Source organism: Sphingomonas sp. DMC8 (genome assembly GCF_056314185.1).
The window spans coordinates 39,558-62,689 of the sequence record NZ_JBQUYV010000006.1; the positions used below are offsets into that span (position 1 = coordinate 39,558).

Below are 23,132 nucleotides of genomic sequence, written 5' to 3' on the forward strand. Positions count from 1 at the left end.
TCAGCACCCCTTCCAGGCCGGCGGACGCTTCTCGGCGAAGGCGGCAGGGCCTTCCACCGCATCCTGCGATGCCAGCATCGCCGCGAGCGCAGGATAGGACCACTGCTCGGCCATCGCCCGTTCTACCGGCGTCTCCAGCCCGCGCAGCACCGCATCCTTGGTAGCGCGCACTGCCATCGGGCTGCAGGCCAGGATGTCAGCGGCCCATTGCCGGGCGAGCGCCAGCACATCGCCCTCGGTCACCGCATTGACGAAGCCCAGCCGCATCCCCTCTTCGGCCGAGACCCGCCGGCCGGTGAGCATCATCCCCATCGCCTGCTTGAGGCCGATTGCGCGGGGCAGCCGCTGCATGCCCCCGGCAAGCGCCGCCAGCCCGACACGCGGCTCGGGCAGCGCGAACACCGCCCGGGCGTGCGCGACGACGATGTCGCAGGCGAGCGCGATCTCGAAGCCGCCGCCCATCGCCACGCCATTCACCGCCGCGATCACCGGTTTGGTCATGCCGAACCGCGCAGTGAGCCCGGCAAAGCCGCTGGGCGGCGTCTTGAGGCCGCCGCCCGCCGCCTGCTGCTTCAGGTCATGGCCGGCGCAGAACGCCTTCTCGCCGGTGCCGGTGATGATCGCCACCCATTGATCGGGGTCGGCGGCGAAGGCGTCGAACGCCCCCGCCAATTCCTCGTGCGCCGCAGCGTGGAGTGCATTGTGCGCCTCCGGCCGCGCGAGCGTCACAATGGTAAGCGGACCGTCGCGTTCGACGGTGATGCTGGACGCGGTCATGCGCGCTCCTTCAATGTGCGCTTGATGTGCTTGGCGAGGCTCCAGCGATGCACTTCGCTGGGGCCGTCATAGATCCGGAAAGCCCGGATCTCGCGGAACACCTGTTCGACGATGGTGTCGCCGGTCACCCCGGTGCCGCCCATCACTTGCACGCAGCGATCCGCGACGCGCATCAGCGCCTCGGAAACCGCCACCTTCGTCATCGAGCTTTCGACGCCGCCGGCTTCACCCGCATCGAGCACGCCGGCGCACCAGTCGATCATCCGCTCGGCCTGTTTGAGGTCGATCAGGTTGTCGGCGAGCTGAAACCCGACGCCCTCATGGTCGATAAGCAGCTTGCCGAACGCCTGGCGGCGGCAGGCATAGTCGGTGGCGATCTCGTGCGCGCGGATGCATGCCCCCAGCCAGCGCATGCAGTGTGACAGCCGCGCCGGCGCCAGGCGCACCTGAGCATAGCGAAAACCTTCGCCGCTATGCCCGAGCATCTGGTCGGCGGGCACGCGCAGATGGTCGATCCGCACCACCGCGTGGCCGCCCGGCATCGAACTGTCGATCGTGTCGAGCACGCGTTCGATCGTGATCGCCGGGTCGGGCAGGCCGACCAGGAACATGCAGGCGCCATCGGCGGATTTGGCCATGACGATGCCCAGCCCGGCACCCTGCGCCCCGGTTATGAACGCCTTGCGCCCGTTCACCACCCAATGGTTGCCGTCGAGCACCGCAGTGGTCTGCATCATCGACGGGTCGGAGCCGGCGCCGCCTTCCTCCGCCGGCTCGGTCATGAAGAACGCCGAGCGGACCTCGCCGCGCACCATCGGATCGAGAAAGCGGCGCTTCTGCTCGGCGCTGCCCACCTTACCGAGCAGGTACATATTGCCTTCGTCGGGCGCGGCGGTGTTGAGCGCCACCGGCCCCAGCGGCGACAGGCCAGAGAGGCACAGCACGTATGCGGTCTCGCGCTGGGTGAGATGGGTGCCGTCCGCGAGGATATGCGGCGTCAGCACGCCCGCCGCGCGGGCCAGCTGGCGCAGCTCGGCGACCATCGCATCGCTGGGGCCGTGTGTGTCGCGGCGAGGATCGCGCTCATAGGGCACGACCAGCTCGCGCACGAACGCTTCGACGCGGGCGCCTATCTCGGCCGCGCGCGGCGTCGGCGGGTTCATCGCGGCGCCATACGGATCGCACCGTCGATCCGGATCGTCTCGCCGTTGAGCATCGGGTTCGTCACGATCGCCTCGACCAGCCGGGCATATTCGTCGGGCTGGCCCAGCCGCGACGGGAACGGCACCTGTGCGCCCAGGCTTGCCTGCGCTTCGGCCGGCAGCGTTTCGAGGAGCGGCGTCCAGAAGATGCCAGGCGCGATGGTCATCACGCGGATGCCATAGCGCGCGAATTCGCGCGCGATCGGCAGCGTCATGCCGACCACGCCGCCCTTCGAGGCCGCATAGGCGGCCTGGCCGATCTGCCCGTCATAGGCCGCGACCGAGGCCGTGTTGATGATCACGCCCCGCTCCTCACCGATCGGGTCCGCAGCGTGCAGGGCGGCGGCGAACTTCGACAGCACGTTGAAGCTGCCGACCAGATTGACCGTCACGATCTTCGAGAAGGACGCGAGCGGCAGGGCATTGCCATCACGGTCGATCACCTTGGCGGGCGGACCGATGCCGGCGCAATTGACCAGGATGCGCGCCTTGCCGTTGACCGCCTCCGCCTCCGCGATGGCGTTGGCCACTTCGTGCGCGTCGGTCACGTCGACGCGCACGAAGTGGCCGCCGAGTTCCGCCGCCAACGCCGTGCCGAGATCGGCGTTGAGATCGAAGATCGCGACCTTCGCGCCGCTAGCGGCAAGCCTGCGGGCGGTGCCACCGCCAAGTCCCGATGCACCGCCGGTGACGATGGCGGGAACGCCGTTGATGTCCATGCTGTCGATTCCTCCTCGATATCAGATCAGTTCGATCGCGACCGCCGTCGCCTCGCCGCCGCCGATGCACAGCGAAGCGATGCCGCGCCGGCCGCCGCGGGCGCGCAGCGCTGCGATCAGGGTAACCAGGATGCGCGCGCCGCTGGCGCCGATCGGGTGGCCGAGCGCCGTCGCGCCACCGTTCACGTTCATACGCTCGCGATCGATGCCGAGCTCGCGCATCGCGATCATGGCGACGACCGCGAACGCCTCGTTCACTTCGAACAGGTCCACCCCGGCAGCGGTCCAGCCGGCGCGATCGAGCGCCTTGCGGACCGCGAACACCGGGGCGGTGGTGAACCATTCGGGCGCATGGGCATGCGCCGCGGTCGCGACAATGCGGGCTTGCGGCACGAGGCCAAGCCGATCCGCTTTGTCCACGCGCGTCAGCACCAACGCCGCCGCACCATCGGAAATCGACGCCGAACTCGCGGCGGTGATCGTGCCGTCCTGCGAAAAGGCCGGGCGCAGCAACGGGACCTTGTCGGGCCGGGCATTGCCGGGCTGTTCGTCGGTTGCGACCTCGATCGTCCCCTTGCGGCCCGTAACGGGGACGGTCACGATCTCTCCGGCAAAGGCACCCGACGCGATGGCGCGCTGGGCGCGGTCGAGGCTTTCGAGCGCGAAGGCATCCTGCGCTTCCCTCCCAAAGCCATAATGGCGCGCAGCCTCCTCGGCGAAGGCGCCCATCGGCTTGCCGGGGGCATAGGCGTCCTCCAGCCCGTCGAACATCATCGAATCGAGCACCCGGTCATGCCCGATCCGCGCGCCGGCGCGATGCCGGGGCAGCAGATAGGGCGCGTTGGTCATGCTCTCCATGCCGCCCGCGACGATGCAGTCCGCGGCGCCGGCGGCCAGCGTCTCGGCAGCGAGGATCACCGCCTGCATCCCCGATCCGCACATTTTGTTGAGCGTCGTCGCCTCGACCGTGTCCGGCAGACAGGCCTTGCGCGCTGCCTGGCGCGCCGGCGCCTGACCGAGCCCAGCCGGCAGCACGCAGCCCATATAGATGCGCTCGACTGCCGCATCGGCGACACCTGCTCGGGCAACTGCAGCGTGCACGGCCGCCGCGCCGAGATCGACTGCGCCGAGCGGCGCGAAGGCACCCTGGAACCCACCCATCGGCGTGCGGGCATGGCCCGCCACCACAATTGCGTCGCGTTCAGAGGCCACGGGCGATCACCATGCGCTGGATGTCCGACGTACCCTCGTAGATCTGACAGACGCGGACGTCGCGATAGATGCGGGCGATGCCGAATTCCTCCAGATAGCCATAGCCGCCCAGCGTCTGGAGCGCGCCCGAGACCACCGTCTCGGCGGTCTCCGAGGCGAACAGCTTGGCCATCGACGCCGCCTCCAGCGCCGGCGCGCCGGCATCCTTCAGCGCGGCGGCGTGCAGCACGAGCTGCCGCGCCGCCTCCAGCCGGGTGGCGAGATCTGCAAGACGGAAGCCCACTGCCTGGTGCTCGAGGATCGGCTTGCCGAAGCTGCGCCGCTCACGCGCATAGGCGACGGCGATGTCGAGGGCGGCCTGCGCCATGCCCACCGCCTGCGCGGCGATACCGATCCGCCCGGCTTCCAGATTGGCCAGCGCCAGCGCATAGCCCCGGCCTTCGGCGCCGAACAGCGCATCGTCCGGCACCACACAGGCATCGAACCGGAGCGCGCAGGTGTCCGATGCCCCCTGCCCCAGCTTGTGTTCGACCTTGTCGACCGAAAACCCAGGCGTGTCGGTCGGCACGAGGAAGGCGGAGATACCCTTCCGCCCGAGCGCCGGATCGGTGACCGCGATCACGATCGCGACCGAGGCGATCCGCCCCGAGGTGATGAACTGTTTGGCGCCGTCGATCCGCCAGCCGCCACCGACGCGGGTGGCACGGGTGCGGATCGCCGCGGCATCCGAGCCTGCTTCGCTTTCGGTAAGCGCGAAGGCGCCTATCGCTTCCCCCGCGATCAGCGCCGGCAGCCAGCGTGCCTGCTGCGCCGCCGATCCATGCTGCAGCAGTCCGTTCACCAGGATCGAGTTCTGGATCGAGACGATGGTCGAAAGCGCACCATCGGCCGCGGCGAGCTCGATCAGCGCCAGCGCATAGGCGACGCTATCGGCTCCCGCTCCACCCCACTCGGCCGGCGCGGTCATGCCCATGAGGCCCATCGCCCCCAGGTCGCGAAACAATGCGGGCGGGAAGCCGCCCTCGGCCTCGAACCTCCCGCTGTCCGGGCGAATTCGTTCCTGCGCGAATGCGCGGACGGAGTCGCGGATCTGTCGCTGGTCTTCGGTGAGAATCACATCGCCTCTCCACCGGCATCCGTTGGCCGGATTGCCGCTGGAACCGGAATAGCGGACGGTGGTCCTTTGGGCTTTGCCCGGGCGATGCGCGGATTTTGACATTTCTTGCGCGCCCGTTGCTGCCCCGACCATGCGCGTGGTTCCTCGCCCGCAGAACAGTGAAGGAGAGGAACGATGCACCCGGCCGATCATGCCGCGCGCCATCCGCACAGGCCCGCCCTAGTGCTGGCCGAAACCGGCGAGACGATCAGCTTCGGCACCCTGGACGCGCTGTCAAACCAGAGCGCGTGGCAGTTGCGCGCGCTGGGGCTGCGGCGCGGCGACGTGGTTGCGACGCTATTCGCCAATGCGCCCGAAGTCTTCGTGTTCGGTTGGGCGGCACAACGTTCCGGGCTGTACCAGACGGCGATCTCGAACAAGCTGAGCCCGCGCGACATCGCCTATGTCCTGCGCGATTGCGGCGCGAAGCTGCTGCTCGTCTCCCCGGAGCATGCCGAGCTCGCCCGCACCGCGCTTGCCGAGCTGCCGGAACTCGTCGCCTATCGCTGGACCGGCAGCGACGACCGGCTGGGCGACTGGCGGGCGGCGGCATCGCTGCACCCACAATCTCCCATCGACGACGAAAGCGCCGGCACCGACCTGCTCTATTCCTCGGGCACCACGGGCCGCCCCAAGGGCGTGAAGCCCATGCTGCCCACCGGCTCGATCGGTGCCGAAACGCCACTGATGCGAATGGGCGCGACCCTCTACGGCATGGGCGAGGACACCATCTATCTCTCCACCTCCCCGCTTTATCATGCCGCGCCGCTACGCTGGGCGATGGCGGTGCAGCAGCTCGGCGGCACGGTGGTGGTGATGGCGCGGTTTGATGCGGAGGAGACGCTGCGCCTGATCGCGCGCCACCGGATCACCCACGCCACCTTCGTGCCGACCCATTTCGTACGGATGCTGAAGCTGCCGGAGGCCGTACGATCGGCGTACGACCTCTCGTCGCTCCGCGCGGTGGTCCACGCCGCAGCGCCCTGCCCCGTGCCGGTCAAGCAGGCGATGATCGACTGGGTCGGACCGATCGTCCATGAATATTATTCGGGCACCGAATGCTGCGGAATCACCGCGCTCTCCTGCACGGAATGGCTCGAAAGACCGGGATCGGTCGGCCGCGCGGTGCTCGGCAAACTGCACGTGCTCGACGAGGCGGGGCGCGAGTTGCCACCAGGGGAGACCGGCGCGATTTTCTTCAGCGACGGGCCCGTCTTCGAATATCTTAACGATCCCGCCAAGACCGCGGAAGCGCATGACGCGCGCGGCTGGGCGACGCTGGGCGATATCGGCCATGTCGATGCCGACGGCTATCTGTTCCTGTCCGATCGCAAGAGCTTCATGATTATCTCGGGGGGCGTGAACATCTACCCCCAGGAAATCGAGAATCTGCTCGTCACGCATCCCGCCGTCGCCGACGTGGCGGTGATCGGAGTGCCGTGCGAGGAAATGGGCGAGATGGTGCTGGCGGTGGTGCAGCCCGCCCCCTCGGCGACCGCCGATGCCGCGCTGGCTGAGGAACTGCGCGCCTTCGCCCGGCAGGAACTCGGCCCGGTTAAGACGCCGCGCCGGATCGACTTCACCGACGCCCTGCCGCGTGAACCCACCGGCAAGCTGTTCAAGCGGCTGCTGCGCGAGCGCTACATGCCCCCCGCCGTCTGACGGGGGGCTTCGCGATTCAGGGAATCAACACCACCTTCACGCACTCGCCGCGCTTCTGGGCGTCGATCGCCTCATTGATCGCGGAGAGCGGGAAGGTCTTCACCAGCCGGTCGAACGGGAACCGCCCGGCGCGGTGCGCGGCGACCAGTTCGGGAATGAAGCGCTGCGGATCGCTGTCACCTTCCATGATTCCCACCACCCGCTGGCCATAGGTGATCATGCCGGCGAGATTGATCGTCAGCGCATCCTCGGCGCGCGGCGGCACGCCGACCAGCCCGAGCATCCCGCGCGACGTCAGGGCGCCGAGCACCGCCTGGATCGCCTCCACCCGGCCGCTGGTATCGAAGGCGAAGTCGACGCCGTCCGGCAACAAGGCGCGCAATGCCTCGGTCACGTCGCCGGCGGCGGGATCGATCACCTGCGTCGCCCCCAAATCGAGCGCAAGCTGGCGCCGCGCGGCAACCGGCTCGATAAGCACTATCGTCGAACAGCCCTGGATCACGGCGCCCATAACCGCGGCGAGGCCAACAGGCCCGCCGCCGACGATCGCGATGCTCGACCCGGCCGGGCACGCCATCGAGCGCATCACCCCGCCCGCCCCGGTCTGAAACCCGCAGCCGAGCGGCCCGAGGAGTTCGAGCGGCGCTTCCGGGTCCTCGATCTTCACCACGTTCCGCGCGCGCACCACCGCATGGCCCGCAAAGCTCGACTGGCCGAAGAAGTGCGAGGCGATCGCCTCGTCGCCGTTGGCATAGGCCTTGGAGCCGTCGTCCAGCCGCATCCCCGCATAGTTGAGCGGCGGGAATTCACGGCAATAGCTGGGCAACCCCTCGTCGCAGCGCGGGCAATGGCCGCAGCTCGAAAAGCCGAGCACCACGCGGTCGCCAGGCGCCAGGTCCACCACCCCTTCGCCCACCGCCTCGACGATCCCCGCGCCCTCATGGCCTAGTACCGCCGGCAGCGGATAGGGCGCGAATTGGTCGCGGAACACCAGATCCGTATGGCACAGGCCGACCCCGACGATGCGCACGAGCACCTCGCCGGCGCGCGGCGCTTCCACCGCCACCATCTCGATCGAAAAGGGCCCATGGGGTTCACGGGCAACGGCGGCGAGTGTCTGCATGCTTTCCTCGGATTATTGGGAGGGGTGTCGCCAGCTGCTCGGCGTCTGGCCGGCATATTGGCGGAAGGCGCGGGTGAAGTGGCTCTGGCTGGTGAAGCCGGTCATGTCGGCGACCTGCGCGACCGAAAGGTCGGATTGCCCCAGCAGATCGCGGGCGCGGTCGAGCCGCGCCTTCATCACATATTGGTGCGGCGACATGCCGGTCGCGCGCTTGAACACGCGGCAGAAGTGCGATGCCGTCAACCCCGCCTTGGCGGCGAGCGCCTCCAGGCTGTGCTCGGCTTCGGGTCGTGCCAGAATATCGTTCATAATCTGGTGGATGCGATAGGCGGAGAAGTCGGCACTGGGGAACGCGCCCTCGGTGCCCGGCGTGGTTCCGCGCAGGGTATGCGCCTTCAGCGCATCGAGCAGCGTGCCAATATAGGCGGTGCGTTCGGGCGTGGGCGCGCCGTAGAGCTCTCCCAGAATCTGCCGGGTCAATGCGATGCCCAGCGGATCGGCAAAGGCGAAGCGCATCTCGCGGAACTGGTTATAGGCGCTCTGGTCCTGCAACTGTGCGAGCGGCACCGAGACGGTGACGACGTCCAGCTCCCCGTCGATCCGCCAGCCGGTGCGGCACCCCGCGGGCACGATCGTTGCGCAGCCCGGGATCGAGCGCGAGGCGCTCCAATGGTCGGCTTCCCACAACCGGGTATCGGGCTTGCCGCCGACGTGGACGACGAACACCGGATCCACCAGCGCGGGCAGCTCGTAGCTGCCGATGAACTGGCGCCAGCGGGCGAATTGCCAGGCGCCTATGTTCACGCTGCGATCGGGCGCTCGGCCGATCGTATCCGCAATGATGGTTTCGTTGCTCATCGGCCGGTTCGCCATCGCACCTCTCCTCAGGCAGGCCGCAGAATGACGTCGAGGTTCTTGAGGCCGTTGATGAAATTCGACCGGAACCGTCGCGGCGGCGCTTGCACCTCGAACGAGGTAACACGATCCGCCAGCATGTCGAAGGCGACGCGCAACTGCATCTCGGCCAGCCGCGAGCCGACGCAGACATGCTGTCCCGATCCGAAACCGACATGCTGCGCGCCCTTGCGCCAGACCAGGAAGCGATCGGCATCGGGGAACACCTGTTCATCGCGATTGGCGGAAATGTACCAGAGGACCACCTTGTCCCCCTTGGCTACCTTCTGCCCGCCGATGACCGTGTCTTCCATCGCGGTGCGGCGCATGTGCATCACCGGGCTGGCATGGCGCACCATCTCCGCCGTCGCAGTCTTGAGCAGGCTGCGGTCGGCACGGATCGCCTGCCACTGATCTGGGTTTGCCGAAAAGGCCGCGACGCTGTGGCTCAGCGAATTGCGGGTGGTCTCGTTGCCGCCGACCAGCACCAGGATCAGGTTGCCGATGAAATCCCGGAACGGCACCGGCGCGCCGTCGATCTCGGCATTGGCAAGCAGCGAGGCGATGTCCGACGTGGGTTCGGCACGGCGCGCCTCGAACAGCTCCTGCCCGAAGGCGAAGAATTCGCTGAGGGTTGCGGCCATCGCCTCAGGGCTCTGGCGGAACTCGGGATCGTCCTCGCCGACAAAGGCGTTGGTCCAATCATAAAGGCTCGGCCACAGATCGCCCGACACGCCGAGCAGTTCGGCCAGTGTCATCAACGGCAGCGGCGCCGACAGGAGCGGTACAAGATTGACCGGTTCGCCGAGCGGAATCGCGTCGACCAGCCGCGTCACGCGCTCGCGAATCCGCGTCTCGATGTCTCCCAGCCGGCCGGGCGCCAGCGCGGGCATGACGAACTTGCGATAGCGGGTATGCACCGGCGGATCGCGCGAGATGAACGGTACGCCGATCGCCGATTCACCCGCGCCGGTCAGGCCCACTTCATTCTCGTTGAAGATGCGGTGCCCGCCATTTTCGTGCGCCGAGGAGAATAGTTGGGGCTGGCGCGATACCTCGACGATATCGGCATGGCGCAGCACCGACCAGAAGCCGGCGCCATCGGTTTCGGCCGTCCAGTGGACCGGATTTTCGCGGCGCAGCGCCGCGAAGAGGTCCCAGGGAACCCCGGCCTCGTACAGGCCTGGATCCTTCAGGTCGGTTTGCAGCAATGTTGCCATGATCAGAAACTCACCCGGGCGGAGAGGCCATAGGTTCGCGGCATCGCCGGAACCAGGAAGTTGTAGGGGAAGCCGGCGCCGCGAAGATCGAGCCCATAGGCATAGGTGCGGGCGTTGAGCAGGTTGTTGGCGAACGCCTTGAAGGTGAAGCGATCCACGGTAAGCGCGGCGGTTAGATTCACCTTGGCATAGCCTTCCTGCTGCAGTTCGCCGTTCTGCTGCGCCGTGCCCACGGCGTTCACCGCGTTGAACGGCGAAAAATATTGCCGCGAGAAATAGGCGACGCTGGGCGAGAGGGTCAGGCCGGTGGTGCCCCGCCGGAACAGGGTCAGGTCCGCCCCCGCCTGCGCCGTGAAGCGCGGCGCGAACGGCAGGTCGTTGCCAGACAGGTTCGTGCCCTGAAGGGTCAGTTCCTTGTAGGTCGAATGGAGATAGCCGGCGGCGGCGTTCAGGGTCAGCGTCGGCGCCACGCGAAGTCGCGCCTCGCCCTCCAGCCCATAGACTTCGGCCTTGGGCGCGTTGACCAGGAATGAGACCGGACCCGGCCGCGTATCCTGCACCTGCTGGTTGCGATAGTCATAGTAGAAGCCGGCCATCGACAGGGTCAGTGCATTGTCGAGATAGCGGCCCTTCAGGCCCACCTCATAGGCGTTGACCCGTTCGGGATTGATGTAGTTGATGCCCGCCGACGAGGTATAGCCGCCGCCGTTGAATGCGCCCGAGCGATAGCCACGATTGTAGCTGGCATAGACGAGCGTGCCGTTGTCGAAGGTATAGCTGAGCGACACCCGCCCCGTGAGCGCATTGTTACGGCCATCCAGCTGGTAGCGCACCGCGGGGTTGTAGGCACAGGTGCCAGGCACGGTCGGGCACGGCACCGTCGTCGCAAGCGGCGTCCGGGCGCCATCGACATTGCCGGCGAAGAGATAGGCATAGCCGTCGCGATACTGGCTGCGGTCCCAGGTATAGCGGGCGCCGAGGGTGAGGGTCAGCTTGGGGGTGAGCGCATAATCGCCCTGTGCAAACACCGCATAGGAGCGGCGGACCTGGCGATAATGCTGGAAGAAGCCGCCGTTGATCGTCGGCGCGATCGCCTGGCCGATGTTGAACGTGTTGTCCGTGATCGTCTCGTCCCAGCCATAGAAGCCGCCGCCGACCAGCTTCAGCTTGCCCGCATCATAGTTGAAGCGCGCCTCCTCGCTGAACTGCTGGAATTTCGATTGCCAGTTGATGTCGAGGACATCGAGCGGTGATCCGTCGGCAGCCTGTTGCAGATTCTGCTTGCCGCCGTCGCGCGAGGTGATCGAGGTGAAGGTGAGCGCCGGCGAGATGGTGTAGGCGATCGTCGCCGATCCACCATAGGCCTCGGTCTTGTTCAGGCCGATGCGGTTCTCGTTGACCTGGAAAAAATCGAGTCCGCTGCGATAGGGCAGCAGCCCTTGCACGGCAGCCTGGCTGCCGCGATCGCGCCCCCCATAGACTTTGAGCTTGATGTCGAGCGGCCCAGCGCCGGGCCGGATGCGCAGGGTCGCGCGGCCCTGCAGCGTGTCCTGCGAATTGGCATCGCGGCCACCGGGATAGACATTCTGGATCTGGCCGTCGCCCTTCACATAGTTGCCGGCGATCCGCACGCCCAGTTCGTCCTCCACCATCGTCGCTTCAATCGCTGCCTGGGCAGTGACGGTGTTGAAATTGCCGTACCCGGCCTCGGCATAGCCCTGGTTGCCGCTCAGTGTGGGCGTCTTGGTGATGAAGTTGATCGCGCCGCCGGTCGTGTTGCGGCCGAACAGCGTGCCCTGGGGCCCACGTAGCACCTCTACACGTTCCATGTCGAACAGGCCCATGCCGTGCGCGGTGCGGCTCGCGAGATAGACATCGTCGACATACACGCCGATCGGCGACGCCTGGTTCGAGTTATACTCGTTGGCTACGCTGATGCCGCGCAGCGAGAAGTTCGGCTGGGTCGATCCATAGGGGCTGCTGACCTGAAGGTTCGGCACCGCCGTCGCCAGGCTGGCGGAGTTGACAATTCCCTTGCTGGCCAGCGTGTCGCCCCCGATCGCCGAAATGGCGATCGGCACGGTGAGGATCGATTCCGCCCGCCTCTGTGCCGTGACGATGATCTCCCCGTCGCCCGCCACGCTTGCCTGCGCCGGCGGCGTGGTCTGATCGGGTGCAACCGGGTCGGTGTCCGTTGCGGACTGCGCATAGGCCGACACGGGAAGTATCGATGTGACCCCTGCAAGCAGCGCAGCGATGATGCTGGCCTTCATGGTGCCTCTCCATTTTTCGATGAGGCTCTGTTGCGGCCTCTTCCACTCGAGGGTGTAGCCCAGCCCGCCGCCAAGCGCGTTGCACCGACTTGCCGCGCTTTTTGACATTTTTTGCGCTGCGGGCGGCAAGCGCCGCGCAATCTGATACGCCCCCGTTTAAGAGCGCGGCCCCGGCATCGCGCCGACGCACAGGAGAGTGACATGCAGTTTGACGGGCTGTTTTCGATGACCATCGGTGGGCGCGCGGTTGCCGGCGAGCACCGGTTCGACGTGCTCAATCCCGCCACCGAAACGCCGATCGCGCAGGCCCCCGACGCCACAAGCGCAGAGCTGGATGCCGCCGTCGCTGCGGCACGCGCAGCTTTCCCGGGCTGGGCCGACACGCCAATCGCGACGCGCCGCGCGCTCCTGGAGAAACTGGCGAATGCGCTGATGGCCGAAATCGACGGCTTCACCCGCCTCCTGACCGCGGAGCAGGGCAAGCCCCATGCTGATGCCCGTACCGAGATCCTCGCCTCCGCCTATTGGCTGCAAGGGGCGGCGGCCCTGGACCTGCCGGTCACCGTCAACGAGGACAGCGCCGAACGCTACAGCGAAACGCGGCACGTGCCGATCGGCGTGGTCGGCGCGATCGCGCCGTGGAATTTCCCGATGGTGCTGGCGATGTTCAAGCTGGGTCCGGCGCTGCTGGCGGGCAACACCGTGGTGCTGAAACCCTCGCCCTTCACGCCGCTGACGACGCTGAAATTCGGCGAACTGGCGGCGGCGATCCTGCCCGCCGGCGTGCTCAACACCATCAGCGGCGGCGACCGGCTCGGCCCGTGGCTGACCGAACATCCCGGCATCGATAAGGTGAGCTTCACCGGCTCGACCGCCACCGGCCGCCGGGTCATGCAGAGCGCCTCGGCGACGCTCAAGCGCGTCACACTGGAACTGGGCGGCAACGATCCGGCGATCGTGCTGGCCGACGCGGATGTGGAGGCGCTGGCCGAGCGGCTGTTCTGGGCCGCCTTCGCCAATAACGGGCAGGTCTGCATCGCCACCAAGCGCATGTATGTGCACGAGCAGGTCTATGATCGCCTGAAGGACGCGCTGGTCGCCTATGCCCGCACGGTGAGGCTGGGCGACGGTGCCGAGCAGGGAACGCAGTTGGGGCCGATCAACAATGCCGTGCAATATCGCCGGGTGCTCGATCTGATCGCGGATGCGCGCGAGAAGGGCTATCGCTTCCTGACCGGCGACGCGCCGCATGAAGGACCAGGCTATTTCGTGCCGGTGACGATCCTCGATAATCCGCCCGAAACGAGCCGGATCGTCCAGGAGGAACAGTTCGGCCCGGTGCTACCGCTAGTGAAGTTTCGCGATATCGACGAGGTGATCGCTCGCGCCAATGCAAGCGATTATGGGTTGGGCGCCTCGGTCTGGGGCAGCGACGAGGATGCCGCGCTCGCGGTGGCACGGCGGATCGCCAGCGGCACGGTGTGGATCAACGAGACCCAGCATCTCAGCCCCCTCGCTGCCTTTGGCGGGATGAAGCAATCGGGACTCGGGGTGGAAGGCGGGGTGGAAGGGCTACTTGAATATACCAATGCCCAAACGGTCGTTCGCCGTCGCAATGCATCCACCTGATCGTCGCGTTGCTCGCAGATCTCGGCTTCATGCCTCGACGCGATAAGCCCCCCCTGAAGAGAGCGGCAATGTCCCTGCCAGCTTTGCGATGGTTGCGGCTGAAACAGCTTTTCCAGCGTCGATTGGCCTTGGGCGGGATGTTGGGAACGGCACCCTGCTCAATCAGGTCGCGGATGCGGTTGGTGTCATAGGCGCGGTCCGCATGGACGATGCAGCGCGTTGGCAGGCTGCCCAGCAATGCTTCGGCCGCTCGACGGTCCGCGACCTGACCCGGCGTCAGGTGGAAGGCGAGCAGCCCCGCAACCGTAACACCGCCTGGGCGCGTCAGATGCGTTTCGACATGATCTGTGACGCCAACGACATCGAGCACCGGCTCACCAAGCCCAACCACCCGTGGACCAACGGTCAGGTCGAACGGATGAACCGGACCATCAAGGAGGCGACCGTCACACGCTTCCACTACGAAAGTCACAACCAGCTGCGGGCGCACCTCGCCGACTTCATGGCCGCCTACAACTTCGCCCGCCGGCTCAAGACGCTCAGCGGCCTCACGCCCTACGAATACATCGCCAAAATCTGGACGTCAGACCCAGAACGGTTCATCGTCAATCCGATCCACCAAATGCCGGGACTGAACACCTAGGGTCAGGACTCCTTGATCACAGCCAGAAAATGAAGTGGCAGCAAGAGCGACGGCGGAGAAGAAGGTCTGCTCCGCCATCCCCATCCGCGGATCACCTCGGCAACCGGCGTGCCCGTCTCCGCCTGCTTCAGCGCAAACGCAATCTGCTCTTCCGTGTACCGCGATTTCTTCATGTCCCAGCTCCTTGCCAAAAGGCTTCAAAGGCCGGAAAACTCTCGCTCAAAACGGGCCAAAAAACAGGGGAAAACAGGGGGGACGTCAAGCATCAAGCTGGCGGCGGGGACCGCCTCGCAATGGGTACGCCGGGCGGTGGTAATTTTGGTACCGCCGAGGCCCCGTAGCGCCACGACTTGCGGGGAAGGCCCAGGCGCTGCACGATGGCTTCTCGATAGCCCGTCCCGCACGAACCGATGCCGGCGAAAGGGAGAACGCATTGAATCTTCCCGACCAGAACCCGGCCCCGCAGCAGGTGGGCCCCCGGCTGCGCCGCCTGAACATCAACCTGCTCTATGCGCTCGATGCGGTGCTGCGGTCGCATACGCTTACCGCAGCCGCCCATTCGATCGCGCTCAGTCAGCCGGCCATGAGCGCGAAGCTGCGTCAGTTGCGCCAGCATTTCGGCGATGAACTGGTAGTCTATGGCGAGCGCCGGCGTCTGACCGCGCTGGGCGAGGCGCTGCTGCCGCGCACGGGACGGCTGCTGCGCGAAGTGGACGACACGTTCAACCTGACGCTCGATTTCGATCCGGCCACGGCCACCCAAACCGTGACGATCACCGCCCCCGAAGCCATCGAGCTAATGTTTCTGGGCCGAGTGATTCCCGACATTCGCGCTAGGGCGCCGGGTATCAAGATCAGGATGCTGCCCTTCGTGCACGGTTCTGCGCGGCGCCTGTTCGATTCGGGCGCCGATGTTGCAATCTTACCCGAGGCCATGGTCGATGATGGGCTATGCGCAGAGCCCCTGTTTCGCCAGCGGCTGACCGGGCTGGTTTGCAGCCGCCACCCCTTTGCGGGTCAGGTCGTGTCGGAGGATGCGTATCTTGCTGCGCAGCACGTGGCCGTCTCCGAAGAAATCGAGAAGGCTATGTTTGGCGAATATGGCCCAGAGCACGTCTTGGCCCGGCGGACCGTTGCTGTGCGCACCAGCCTATATTCGATGCTGCCGCTCCTCGCACTCGGCTCCGATCTGGTGGTGACCACCAGCGACTGGTTTGCGCAGCACAATGCAGCCAACCTGTCGATGAGCCTCGCGGAACTGCCGTTCCTGAAGCTGTCGTCGCAGGCCGTAGCACAGTGGCAACCGTATCGCGCGCGCGAGCCGATGATCAAGTGGCTGGTCGAGGAATTGAAGCGGGGCTGGCAGGCAATCGCCCGTCCGGTGGCATCCAGGAATCAGATGGCTACATAAGATTTTACAATTTGATGACTTCCCGGCTTCCGCGCAGTCTCAACCCACGGTCGAGCCGAGCCAGCGCAACGGGGAAATCCCGCAAAAGACGATGGCCATCGACCCCGCAGAAGAACCTTCGGCGGGCCAGTGCGCGCTGCCGATGACCGGTCGCCCTGCATTGCCAGGGCGCGTCACTGCATCAACGTGCCACGGGCAACCCGTCGGGCAACTGCGACCGCTGCCGGTCGCAGCCCGGGTCTGTGCGTCGCACGCAATGGGAGGGATAAAAATGAACGCGAGTCGCGGAATCTTCCTGTCGGGTGTCGCCATGGTTGCGACGGCGTCGGCAGCAATTGCCCTGATAACCCCGATCGCTGCGATGGCGCAGGATCAGCAGCATGCGATTTCGCTGCCGTCGATGCCGCTGAAGGACGCCCTGGCGCGCATCCGGGAGCAGACCGGCACCACGATCGATGTCGATCCGGATGCTGTCGCCGGCGTTTCCTCCAATCCGGTCAAGCACGCAAAGGATGCGCTGGACGCAGTGCGCCAGGCAACGCACGGCAAGCCCGTCGGTGTAGAGACCGACCATGGCCGGATCGTCGTCGTCAACGAGGTGCTGGTCGTTGCCCAGCGTGACGAGGCGGAAGACAATGTGCTTGTTCGCGGCGAAACCAGCTCCAGCCGCACCGGCGAATCGCTCCGCGACCAGCCGCGCAACACGCAGGTGATCTCGGCCAAGCTGCTGGCCGAGCAGCAGGCGCAGAGCCTGCCGGACGCGCTGCGCAATGCCGGCGGGGTGACGGTCAACACTGCGACGGTGCAGGGGGGCGCCTCGTACAGCGTGCGCGGCTTTTCCACCGGCGGCGCCGTAAACGGGCTGCCGACGCCGTCGAGCAGCACCTTCGCGGCCGGCAGCACCCAGCCCCTGGCAAATGTCGAGCGGCTCGAGGTGCTGAAGGGCCCCGACGCGATCCTGCTGGGCGGCGACAGCCTGGGCGGTACGGTGAACATCGTCACCAAGAAACCGAGCGCCGAGGAACGGCTCTACGTTTCAATCGAGGGCGGTTCGTTCACCTCGGGACGGATCACCGTCGACGCCAACGATGCGATCACTGCCGACAAGCATCTGAGCGCGCGCATCGTCGCCACGGCGGCGGACGCCGACCACAATGCCGGTGGCTATCGCGGCAACGGCGATTATCTGTTCGCGCCTTCCCTCCGCTTCAAGAACGCGCATACCGATATCATCGCCAGCGTGACGCTGGGCAACCAGATCATGGGCATGACGCCCTATACGATCTTCAACCCGAAGACGCTCCAGCCCTATCCGCTCGATCCCTCCCAGCCCGTTATCGGAGGCAGAGACCAGTATGTGCAGATCCAGGGCACGACCTATGATCTGCAGGCCAAGCAGGAAATCGGTTCATGGCTGACGGCTTCGGCCCATTACCAGCACCAGAAGACGACGTTGTTCCTGAACCAGTATTCGCCGCTCGGAGTGATCGATCCGGCAGGAGTCGCGATGGTGTTGACCAGCGGGGTCAGCCAGATCAGCAGGAACGACGCGGTCGACGGCTATCTGCGTGCCAAGGTCACGACCGGGCCGATCCAGCACAAGCTGGTCGTGGGCGCGATGTACTACAAGTACGACATCACGGCCGAGCAGCCGCCTGCGGGAACCATGATCCCGTACAACTTCCTCACGCGGACGCCGACGCTGCCGGCGCTTCCCACCAATTATGTTTTCGCCAATCGCGCGACGGGTAACCAGACCAGCTTCTATGCCCAGTATCTGGCGAAATTCTGGAAGCTGGCGCTCATGGCAAGCGTCCGCAAGACCGATGCCGATGCAGTCAGCATCATTCCGGGGCGGCCCGCGCCGACCATCCATTCGAACGGGGCGACCACGCCCAGCTTCGGCGCGGTGCTGGAGATCACGAAGAACCTGTCGGCCTATGGCCTGCTCGCTTATGGTTTCTCGCCAAGCCTGACGTTCGACTATACGCGGGTCAACCTGCTGCCCGACATCCGTACGCGCAATGCGGAAGGCGGCTTCAAGCTCGACCTGTTCCACAAGCGGGTGCTGATCAATGCTTCCTATTTCAAGCTCCGTCAGAGCAATGTGCGCGCGCCGGATCCGCAGCATCGCGGCTTTTCGATCGCACTGCCAGGGCAGGTGGGCGAAGGCGTCGACCTGAACGTCTCGGGCGAAGTACTGAAGGGCTGGCTGGTGAGCAGCAGCTTCACGCGCACCGAATATAGCTATCTCGTCCCCCAGCCGAGCTTCAACACGGTCACGCTGGCGCCCCGCGATCAGTACAGCCTCTACACTTCCTACCACCACCGCGTCGGCAACGGCGTGACGGCGGGCGTGGGGGCCGGCGTCTATGGGCGGTCGAGCGCAGCAGTCGACAAGCTCGGCAAGGTGTGGATCGGGCCCACCAACCAGGTCGATCTCAACACCTTTCTCACGATCGGCAAGCTGGACGTCAATTTCGGCGTGCGCAATGTCCTCGATCGCGTGAACTACGGCGTCACCGCCGGCACCAACTATGTCCCGCTCGGCGAGCCGCGTACCTGGCGGCTGACGCTTGGGTATCGCTTCCGTTGAAGAAGGTTCGTTGACGATGCAGCCCCAGCCCGCTTCTTCCGATTCCTCCCGTCGCAAGACGGGGGGAACCCCTTCGCAATCGGCCTCTGGCGGCTGGCGGCATGCATGGCATTTCTACACCAGCTACTGGACGTCGCGGCACTGGAAGACCGCCTGGGCACTGCTGCTCGTTATGATCGCCTTCCAGTTCAGCGGCGTCTATGTGTTCGTGCTGATGAACCGCTGGCAGCAGCGTTTCTTCAACAGCGTCGAGCAGCATCAGGTGTCGGCATTCGGCGGGTTCATCCTAACCTTTGTCGGTATCCTCGCGCTGCAGATGACCTACGTCGTCATCTCACCGATGGTGAAGCGGCTTCTGTGCCTGCACTGGCGCGTCTATCTCACCGAAAAATATGTCGACCGCTGGCTCGACCGGAACCGCTACGCGGAAATCGAGCGGCTGCGAATGATCGACAATCCCGATCAGCGCATCGCCGACGATCTGCGCTTCATCACCGATCCCGAACTCGGATCGATGCCGGTTTTTCTCGAAGCCATCCACTCGGCCGTTTCGATCTGGGCGATCGTCCACATCCTGCTCGAAACTGCGCCGCCGCTCGTCCTCGCCGCCTTCGGCCACTCGGTTTCGATCCCCGGCAGCACCATCTGGTACGCGCTCGCCTATGTGCTCGTCAGCAGCGTCGTCATTGTGCTGCTAGGCAAGCCCTATGTCCGCGCGATGATGTGGTGGCAGCATCGCGAAGCCGATTTCCGCTCGAATCTGGTGCATGTCCGGCGCAACGCGGCACAGATCGGGCTGGCCGATGCGGTGCCGATCGAACGCGCATCGCTGCGCACCCACATTCGCGAGATCCGGCGTAGCTGGCGATCGGTCATCCTGGCGCAGATCGGGCTCAACACTGCTAACGGCCTCTACGAACGGCTGGCCTCGATCATCCCGCTGTTCATCCTGGTACCGCGCTATTTCGCCGGGGCTATCACCTTCGGCCAGGTGATGGGCGGGCGCGACGCATTCGCGAACCTGATCCCGGCGCTGGGCTTCTTCGTACAGCTCTATCCGCGCATCGCGACTCAGGTCTCGTACGTCAATCGTATCCGCGCGCTAGATCAGGCCATCGACCATGAGCGCGTTGCCGGCATCGCCACCGGTGCAGGTGCGCCCGCCGATATCGCGCTCGCCACGTCGAACCTGCTGATCCGCCGGCCGCATGGCGAGCCGCTGGTTGCAGTCGGTGACTGGCAGGTCCGCGCAAGCGAGCGCTGGGTGATCCGCGGCGCATCCGGGGCGGGCAAGAGCACGCTGCTGCGCGCGCTCGCCGGGCTGTGGCCCGATGGCGAGGGGCAGGTCGCGCTTGCTGATCGCACCACCGCGATGTTCGTGCCGCAGCGGCTGTATCTGCCTATGGGCACGCTGAAGGCGGCGATCTGCTTCCCAGACGCAGCGGATATGCACGAGGATGGCGAGATACTGGCGCTGCTAGATGCCGTGCACCTCGCCCACCTCGCCGACGATCTCCACGCCGAGCGGATGTGGCAGGAGGAATTGTCGCCCGGCGAGCAGCAGCGGGTGGCGCTGGCGCGAATACTGCTTCAACGGCCAGCGCTGTTGATCCTGGACGAGGCGACCAGCGCGCTCGATCCCGCCAATACCCTGCATTTCCACCAGCAGATCGACAAATATCTGCCGGACGTCACGCTGGTCAGCGTGGTCCATGACGAGCGGCTCCATCGCTATCATGACCATGCGCTGGTGATCGAAGCGGGGCGCGCCACCGCAGGCCCCCTCGCGGAGGCGGCGCGGTGAGCTTGCTCGCCACCGATCCAGCGGAAATGGAAGCCGTCGCGCGCGAGGCAATCGCGTCGGCGCAGACGCTCGGTGCCGATCATGCGGTGGCATCGGTCCGCGCCACGGCCAGCATTCGGGTTACTGCGCGCGGTGGCGCGGTCGAAACGGCACTGCGTGACGCGCAGCAATCGCTGACGCTCAAACTGTATCGCGGCGGCCGGATGGGCGTCGCGACCACCGCCGCACTGGATCGGGGGGCCATGCGGCGGGCAGCCGAAGAGGCATTCGCGCTCGCCGCGCTGATGCAGGAGGATGCCGATGGTCTACCAGCCGCGCTGGCGGACATGGCGGTCGATACGGTGCTGCCGCCCCTTTATGCCCCGGCGGGTCGCGATCCGGGCGCCTTGCGTGCAATGGCGCTGGCAGGCGATGCCGCAATCCGTGGCGCCGTGACACCTCCCGGCGTGACGGCAGAGACAGTCGCGATGGGCGTGTCTTCGAGCGAAGGCGTGCTCGCACTTGCGACCAGCGCCGGATTCTGCCGGACACAGACTTATTCAAACCAGGGCGCGTGGGCGGTCGCGCTTACCCGCGACGCCGGGGGCGCAGTGAACGACCATGCCGACAGCTATGACCGCCGGTTCGACGTGCTCGATCCGGTCGAGGTGCTTGCTGCAAGGGCCGTCGATCGGGCAGCGCGGCAGCTCGGCGCCCGTGCGGTGGCGAGCCACCGCGGCCCGGTGCTGTTCGAGGCGCGGGTGGCGACGGCGCTCATGGGCGAGCTGGTGGGCGCGCTGTCCGGTACCCCCCAGCATCAGGGGCGCACATTCCTTCCCGCCGCATTGGGAAAGAAGGTCGCCGCCGATCATCTCGACCTTGCGGAAGATCCTTTCGAGCCGTTCGGTCTGAACAGCGGCGCGTTCGACAGCGAAGGCGTGCCCGGGCAGCGCCGGGCAATTCTGCACGGCGGGATGGCGCTCGGCTATTTCCTCGGCACGCGCTCGGCTCGCCGGCTGGGCATGGTTTCGACCGGCAATGCCGATGGCCCCTGGAATCTGCGGCTCACCAGCCGCGCGCCGGGCGGTGACTTCGCCGCCTTGTGCCGACGGCTGGGCCGCGGGCTGGTGGTCACGCGGCTGAACGGCGGCGCCGCCGACCCGGTCAGTGGCAACTGGACCTATGCCGTCGCGGGGCTGTGGGTGGAAGATGGCGTGCCAGTCCATGCCGTCAGCGACGTTACGGTGGGGGGCAATCTGCGCGACATGCTGATGGCGATCGACGCCGTGGGCGAGGATGTGCACCGCAGCGGCGCGTTCCGCACCGGCTCTATCCTGATCGACGGGATGCAGATCGGAGGCGCGGCATGAGCGGCGACAAGCGCTTCGACGCGGTGGCGGCGCGCATCCTGACGCCGGCCGGGCTGGAACCGGCGGATCTGGCGCGGACGCTGGGCGCGCTGGGAATGGCGGGCACCGATCTTGCCGATCTCTATTTCGAATCGAAGCGGTCGCGCACCTTCCGGCTGGAGGAGGGGCGTGTTGCCGGCGGTTCCTTCAAGATCGATCAGGGCGTCGGCGCGCGGGCGGCGCGCGGCGGGCAGGTGGCGTTCGCCCATTCGGCCGACATGCGCCGCAGTGCGCTGGCGACGCTGGCCGAGGCCGTGCGTGCGCTGGACGGCGGTACTGGCGGTGAGGCGGAGGTGCCGCTCGCGTCGCCTGCCAAGGACCACGCCCTGTATCCGGCAATCGATCTGGACAGCGCGGGGGATGCCGCCGAATGGATCGCGCTGCTGGCATCGATCGATGCCCGGGCGCGGGCGCGCGATGCCCGCATCGTGCGCGTGAACGGCTTTCTGCGCGTGGTCGATCAGGCCGTGCTCGTCGCCGATCTCGACGGTCGCTTCGCCACCGATCTGCGCCCGACGGTGCAGTTGTTCGTCGACGTGATCGCCGAAGCCGGCGGTCGCCGCGCGCGCGGCCAAGCCGGGCTGGGCGGCCGCCACGGCGCGGGCGAACTGGCGGAGACGAGCGTCGATGCCATGATCGCCCGGGCCGTCGGCATGGCGATCACCAATCTCGAGGCGCGCCCCGCGCCCACCGGCACCATGCCGGTGGTGCTGGGGCCGGGCTATCCCGGCGTGCTTTTCCATGAAGCCGTGGGGCACGGGCTGGAAGGCGATCACCATCGCAAGAAGCTGTCGGCATTTGACGGCAAGATGGGCGAGCGGATCGCCGCGCCCGGAGTCACCGTGGTGGACGACGGCAGCCTGCCAGGTCGCATCGGTTCGCTGGGCGTCGACGATGAAGGCACGGCGGGTGCCCCCACCACCCTCATCGAAGACGGCATGTTAACGGGGCTGTTGCAGGACCGGCTGAACGCCGGGCTGATGAATGCGCGGCCGACCGGCAATGGCCGTCGACAGTCCTATGCGCATCTGCCGTTGCCGCGGATGACGAACACGTTTCTCAAGGGCGGCAAGGACGATCCGGCAGACATCGTCGCGTCGGTGAAGGACGGGATCTATGCCACGGCCTTTGGCGGCGGCAGGGTCGACATCGTCAGCGGGCGGTTCAACTTCACCACCACGGAGGCCTGGCTGATCGAGAACGGCCGCATCACGGCTCCCGTCGAAGGCGCGACGCTGATCGGTGTCGGGCACGAAGCGCTGCAGCACATCTCGATGATCGGCAACGATCTGGCGCTGGACGAAGGTGTCGCCAGTTGCAGCAAGCAGGGCCAGCATCTCGACGTGGGTGTCGGCCAACCTACCATCCGCATCGACCGCATCATGGTCGGCGGCGCCACCGCATGATTTCCTCCCTTCCACAA

At 66.5% G+C, this 23,132-nt stretch carries 16 protein-coding genes and 3 pseudogenes; 8 read left to right on the plus strand and 11 right to left on the minus strand.

Features of this window, described 5'->3' with window-relative positions:
* Genes ACT53K_RS13015 through ACT53K_RS13035 form a run of 5 tightly spaced genes read right to left on the minus strand, consistent with a single transcriptional unit; the run spans nt 1 to nt 5,024 of the window.
* Entirely contained in the window at nt 1–777 is a 777-nt protein-coding gene (locus tag ACT53K_RS13015) for an enoyl-CoA hydratase-related protein (protein WP_476229099.1), read from the minus strand.
* Nucleotides 774–1,940 (minus strand): acyl-CoA dehydrogenase family protein, encoded by a 1,167-nt coding sequence (locus ACT53K_RS13020; RefSeq protein ID WP_476229100.1) that lies wholly within the window; start codon nt 1,938–1,940, stop codon nt 774–776. The genes ACT53K_RS13015 and ACT53K_RS13020 overlap by 4 nt, the downstream gene beginning before the upstream one ends.
* Nucleotides 1,937–2,698 carry an SDR family NAD(P)-dependent oxidoreductase gene (locus ACT53K_RS13025; RefSeq protein WP_476229101.1) on the minus strand — a complete coding sequence of 254 codons (762 nt, stop codon included), beginning with the start codon at nt 2,696–2,698 and terminating at the stop codon, nt 1,937–1,939. Before ACT53K_RS13025 ends, ACT53K_RS13020 begins: the two co-directional genes overlap by 4 nt.
* 21 nt (nt 2,699–2,719) lie before the next feature.
* Nucleotides 2,720–3,910, minus strand: coding sequence for an acetyl-CoA C-acyltransferase (locus ACT53K_RS13030; protein ID WP_476229102.1), 1,191 nt, complete (start codon nt 3,908–3,910; stop codon nt 2,720–2,722).
* Nucleotides 3,900–5,024, minus strand: coding sequence for an acyl-CoA dehydrogenase family protein (locus ACT53K_RS13035; protein WP_476229392.1), 1,125 nt, complete (start codon nt 5,022–5,024; stop codon nt 3,900–3,902). Before ACT53K_RS13035 ends, ACT53K_RS13030 begins: the two co-directional genes overlap by 11 nt.
* Before the next feature lie 177 nt (nt 5,025–5,201).
* On the opposite strand from ACT53K_RS13035, the gene ACT53K_RS13040 reads away from it, so the two are divergent.
* A complete protein-coding gene (locus tag ACT53K_RS13040; protein ID WP_476229103.1) occupies nt 5,202–6,728 on the plus strand; it encodes an acyl-CoA synthetase in 1,527 nt (508 codons plus the stop codon).
* Nucleotides 6,729–6,744: 16 nt separating this feature from the next.
* Here the strand turns inward: ACT53K_RS13040 and ACT53K_RS13045 are convergent, their stop codons facing one another.
* Genes ACT53K_RS13045 through ACT53K_RS13060 form a run of 4 tightly spaced genes read right to left on the minus strand, consistent with a single transcriptional unit; the run spans nt 6,745 to nt 12,238 of the window.
* Complete coding sequence (locus ACT53K_RS13045) at nt 6,745–7,851, minus strand: NAD(P)-dependent alcohol dehydrogenase (protein WP_476229104.1); 1,107 nt, start codon at nt 7,849–7,851, stop codon at nt 6,745–6,747.
* A 12-nt stretch (nt 7,852–7,863) separates the two neighbouring features.
* The gene (locus tag ACT53K_RS13050) at nt 7,864–8,709 is read right to left on the minus strand and encodes a helix-turn-helix domain-containing protein (RefSeq protein WP_476229105.1); all 846 of its coding nucleotides are present in this window, start codon (nt 8,707–8,709) and stop codon (nt 7,864–7,866) included.
* Between the two features lie 26 nt (nt 8,710–8,735).
* Nucleotides 8,736–9,965 carry a cytochrome P450 gene (locus ACT53K_RS13055; RefSeq protein ID WP_476229106.1) on the minus strand — a complete coding sequence of 410 codons (1,230 nt, stop codon included), beginning with the start codon at nt 9,963–9,965 and terminating at the stop codon, nt 8,736–8,738.
* Nucleotides 9,966–9,967: 2 nt separating this feature from the next.
* A complete protein-coding gene (locus ACT53K_RS13060; protein ID WP_476229107.1) occupies nt 9,968–12,238 on the minus strand; it encodes a TonB-dependent receptor in 2,271 nt (756 codons plus the stop codon).
* A 201-nt stretch (nt 12,239–12,439) separates the two neighbouring features.
* On the opposite strand from ACT53K_RS13060, the gene ACT53K_RS13065 reads away from it, so the two are divergent.
* Nucleotides 12,440–13,867, plus strand: a complete 1,428-nt coding sequence (locus ACT53K_RS13065) for an aldehyde dehydrogenase family protein (protein ID WP_476229108.1) — start codon at nt 12,440–12,442, stop codon at nt 13,865–13,867.
* 97 nt (nt 13,868–13,964) lie between these two features.
* On the opposite strand, the pseudogene ACT53K_RS13070 reads toward ACT53K_RS13065, so the two are convergent.
* Nucleotides 13,965–14,159, minus strand: a pseudogene (locus ACT53K_RS13070) (transposase); the annotation flags it as partial.
* A 27-nt stretch (nt 14,160–14,186) separates the two neighbouring features.
* Between ACT53K_RS13070 and ACT53K_RS13075 the strand changes: the two are divergent.
* Nucleotides 14,187–14,510, plus strand: a pseudogene (locus ACT53K_RS13075) (integrase core domain-containing protein); the annotation flags it as partial.
* A 54-nt stretch (nt 14,511–14,564) separates the two neighbouring features.
* On the opposite strand, the pseudogene ACT53K_RS13080 reads toward ACT53K_RS13075, so the two are convergent.
* Nucleotides 14,565–14,683, minus strand: a pseudogene (locus ACT53K_RS13080) (transposase); the annotation flags it as partial.
* A gap of 260 nt (nt 14,684–14,943) precedes the next feature.
* Here ACT53K_RS13080 and ACT53K_RS13085 point away from each other — a divergent pair.
* From ACT53K_RS13085 to ACT53K_RS13105, 5 genes are all read left to right on the plus strand, one after another.
* Nucleotides 14,944–15,921: a LysR substrate-binding domain-containing protein gene (locus ACT53K_RS13085; protein ID WP_476229109.1), complete on the plus strand. Its 978-nt coding sequence runs from the start codon at nt 14,944–14,946 to the stop codon at nt 15,919–15,921.
* A 271-nt stretch (nt 15,922–16,192) separates the two neighbouring features.
* Nucleotides 16,193–18,517, plus strand: coding sequence for a TonB-dependent siderophore receptor (locus tag ACT53K_RS13090; protein ID WP_476229111.1), 2,325 nt, complete (start codon nt 16,193–16,195; stop codon nt 18,515–18,517).
* Between the two features lie 16 nt (nt 18,518–18,533).
* Nucleotides 18,534–20,321 (plus strand): ABC transporter ATP-binding protein/permease, encoded by a 1,788-nt coding sequence (locus ACT53K_RS13095; RefSeq protein WP_476229394.1) that lies wholly within the window; start codon nt 18,534–18,536, stop codon nt 20,319–20,321.
* Nucleotides 20,318–21,670, plus strand: coding sequence for a TldD/PmbA family protein (locus ACT53K_RS13100; protein ID WP_476229113.1), 1,353 nt, complete (start codon nt 20,318–20,320; stop codon nt 21,668–21,670). The genes ACT53K_RS13095 and ACT53K_RS13100 overlap by 4 nt, the downstream gene beginning before the upstream one ends.
* Nucleotides 21,667–23,115, plus strand: a complete 1,449-nt coding sequence (locus ACT53K_RS13105; protein ID WP_476229114.1) for a metallopeptidase TldD-related protein — start codon at nt 21,667–21,669, stop codon at nt 23,113–23,115. Before ACT53K_RS13100 ends, ACT53K_RS13105 begins: the two co-directional genes overlap by 4 nt.
* The last annotated feature ends 17 nt before the right edge of the window (nt 23,116–23,132 follow it).

Coding starts and splice junctions, on each gene's coding strand:
- ACT53K_RS13065 (WP_476229108.1), top strand. CDS start 12,440: ATGCAGTTTGACGGGCTGTTTTCGATGACCATCGGTGGGCGCGCGGTT.
- ACT53K_RS13055 (WP_476229106.1), bottom strand. CDS start 9,965: ATGGCAACATTGCTGCAAACCGACCTGAAGGATCCAGGCCTGTACGAG.
- ACT53K_RS13015 (WP_476229099.1), bottom strand. CDS start 777: ATGACCGCGTCCAGCATCACCGTCGAACGCGACGGTCCGCTTACCATT.
- ACT53K_RS13020 (WP_476229100.1), bottom strand. CDS start 1,940: ATGAACCCGCCGACGCCGCGCGCGGCCGAGATAGGCGCCCGCGTCGAA.
- ACT53K_RS13060 (WP_476229107.1), bottom strand. CDS start 12,238: ATGAAGGCCAGCATCATCGCTGCGCTGCTTGCAGGGGTCACATCGATA.
- ACT53K_RS13045 (WP_476229104.1), bottom strand. CDS start 7,851: ATGCAGACACTCGCCGCCGTTGCCCGTGAACCCCATGGGCCCTTTTCG.
- ACT53K_RS13090 (WP_476229111.1), top strand. CDS start 16,193: ATGAACGCGAGTCGCGGAATCTTCCTGTCGGGTGTCGCCATGGTTGCG.
- ACT53K_RS13040 (WP_476229103.1), top strand. CDS start 5,202: ATGCACCCGGCCGATCATGCCGCGCGCCATCCGCACAGGCCCGCCCTA.
- ACT53K_RS13025 (WP_476229101.1), bottom strand. CDS start 2,698: ATGGACATCAACGGCGTTCCCGCCATCGTCACCGGCGGTGCATCGGGA.
- ACT53K_RS13105 (WP_476229114.1), top strand. CDS start 21,667: ATGAGCGGCGACAAGCGCTTCGACGCGGTGGCGGCGCGCATCCTGACG.
- ACT53K_RS13050 (WP_476229105.1), bottom strand. CDS start 8,709: ATGAGCAACGAAACCATCATTGCGGATACGATCGGCCGAGCGCCCGAT.
- ACT53K_RS13095 (WP_476229394.1), top strand. CDS start 18,534: ATGCAGCCCCAGCCCGCTTCTTCCGATTCCTCCCGTCGCAAGACGGGG.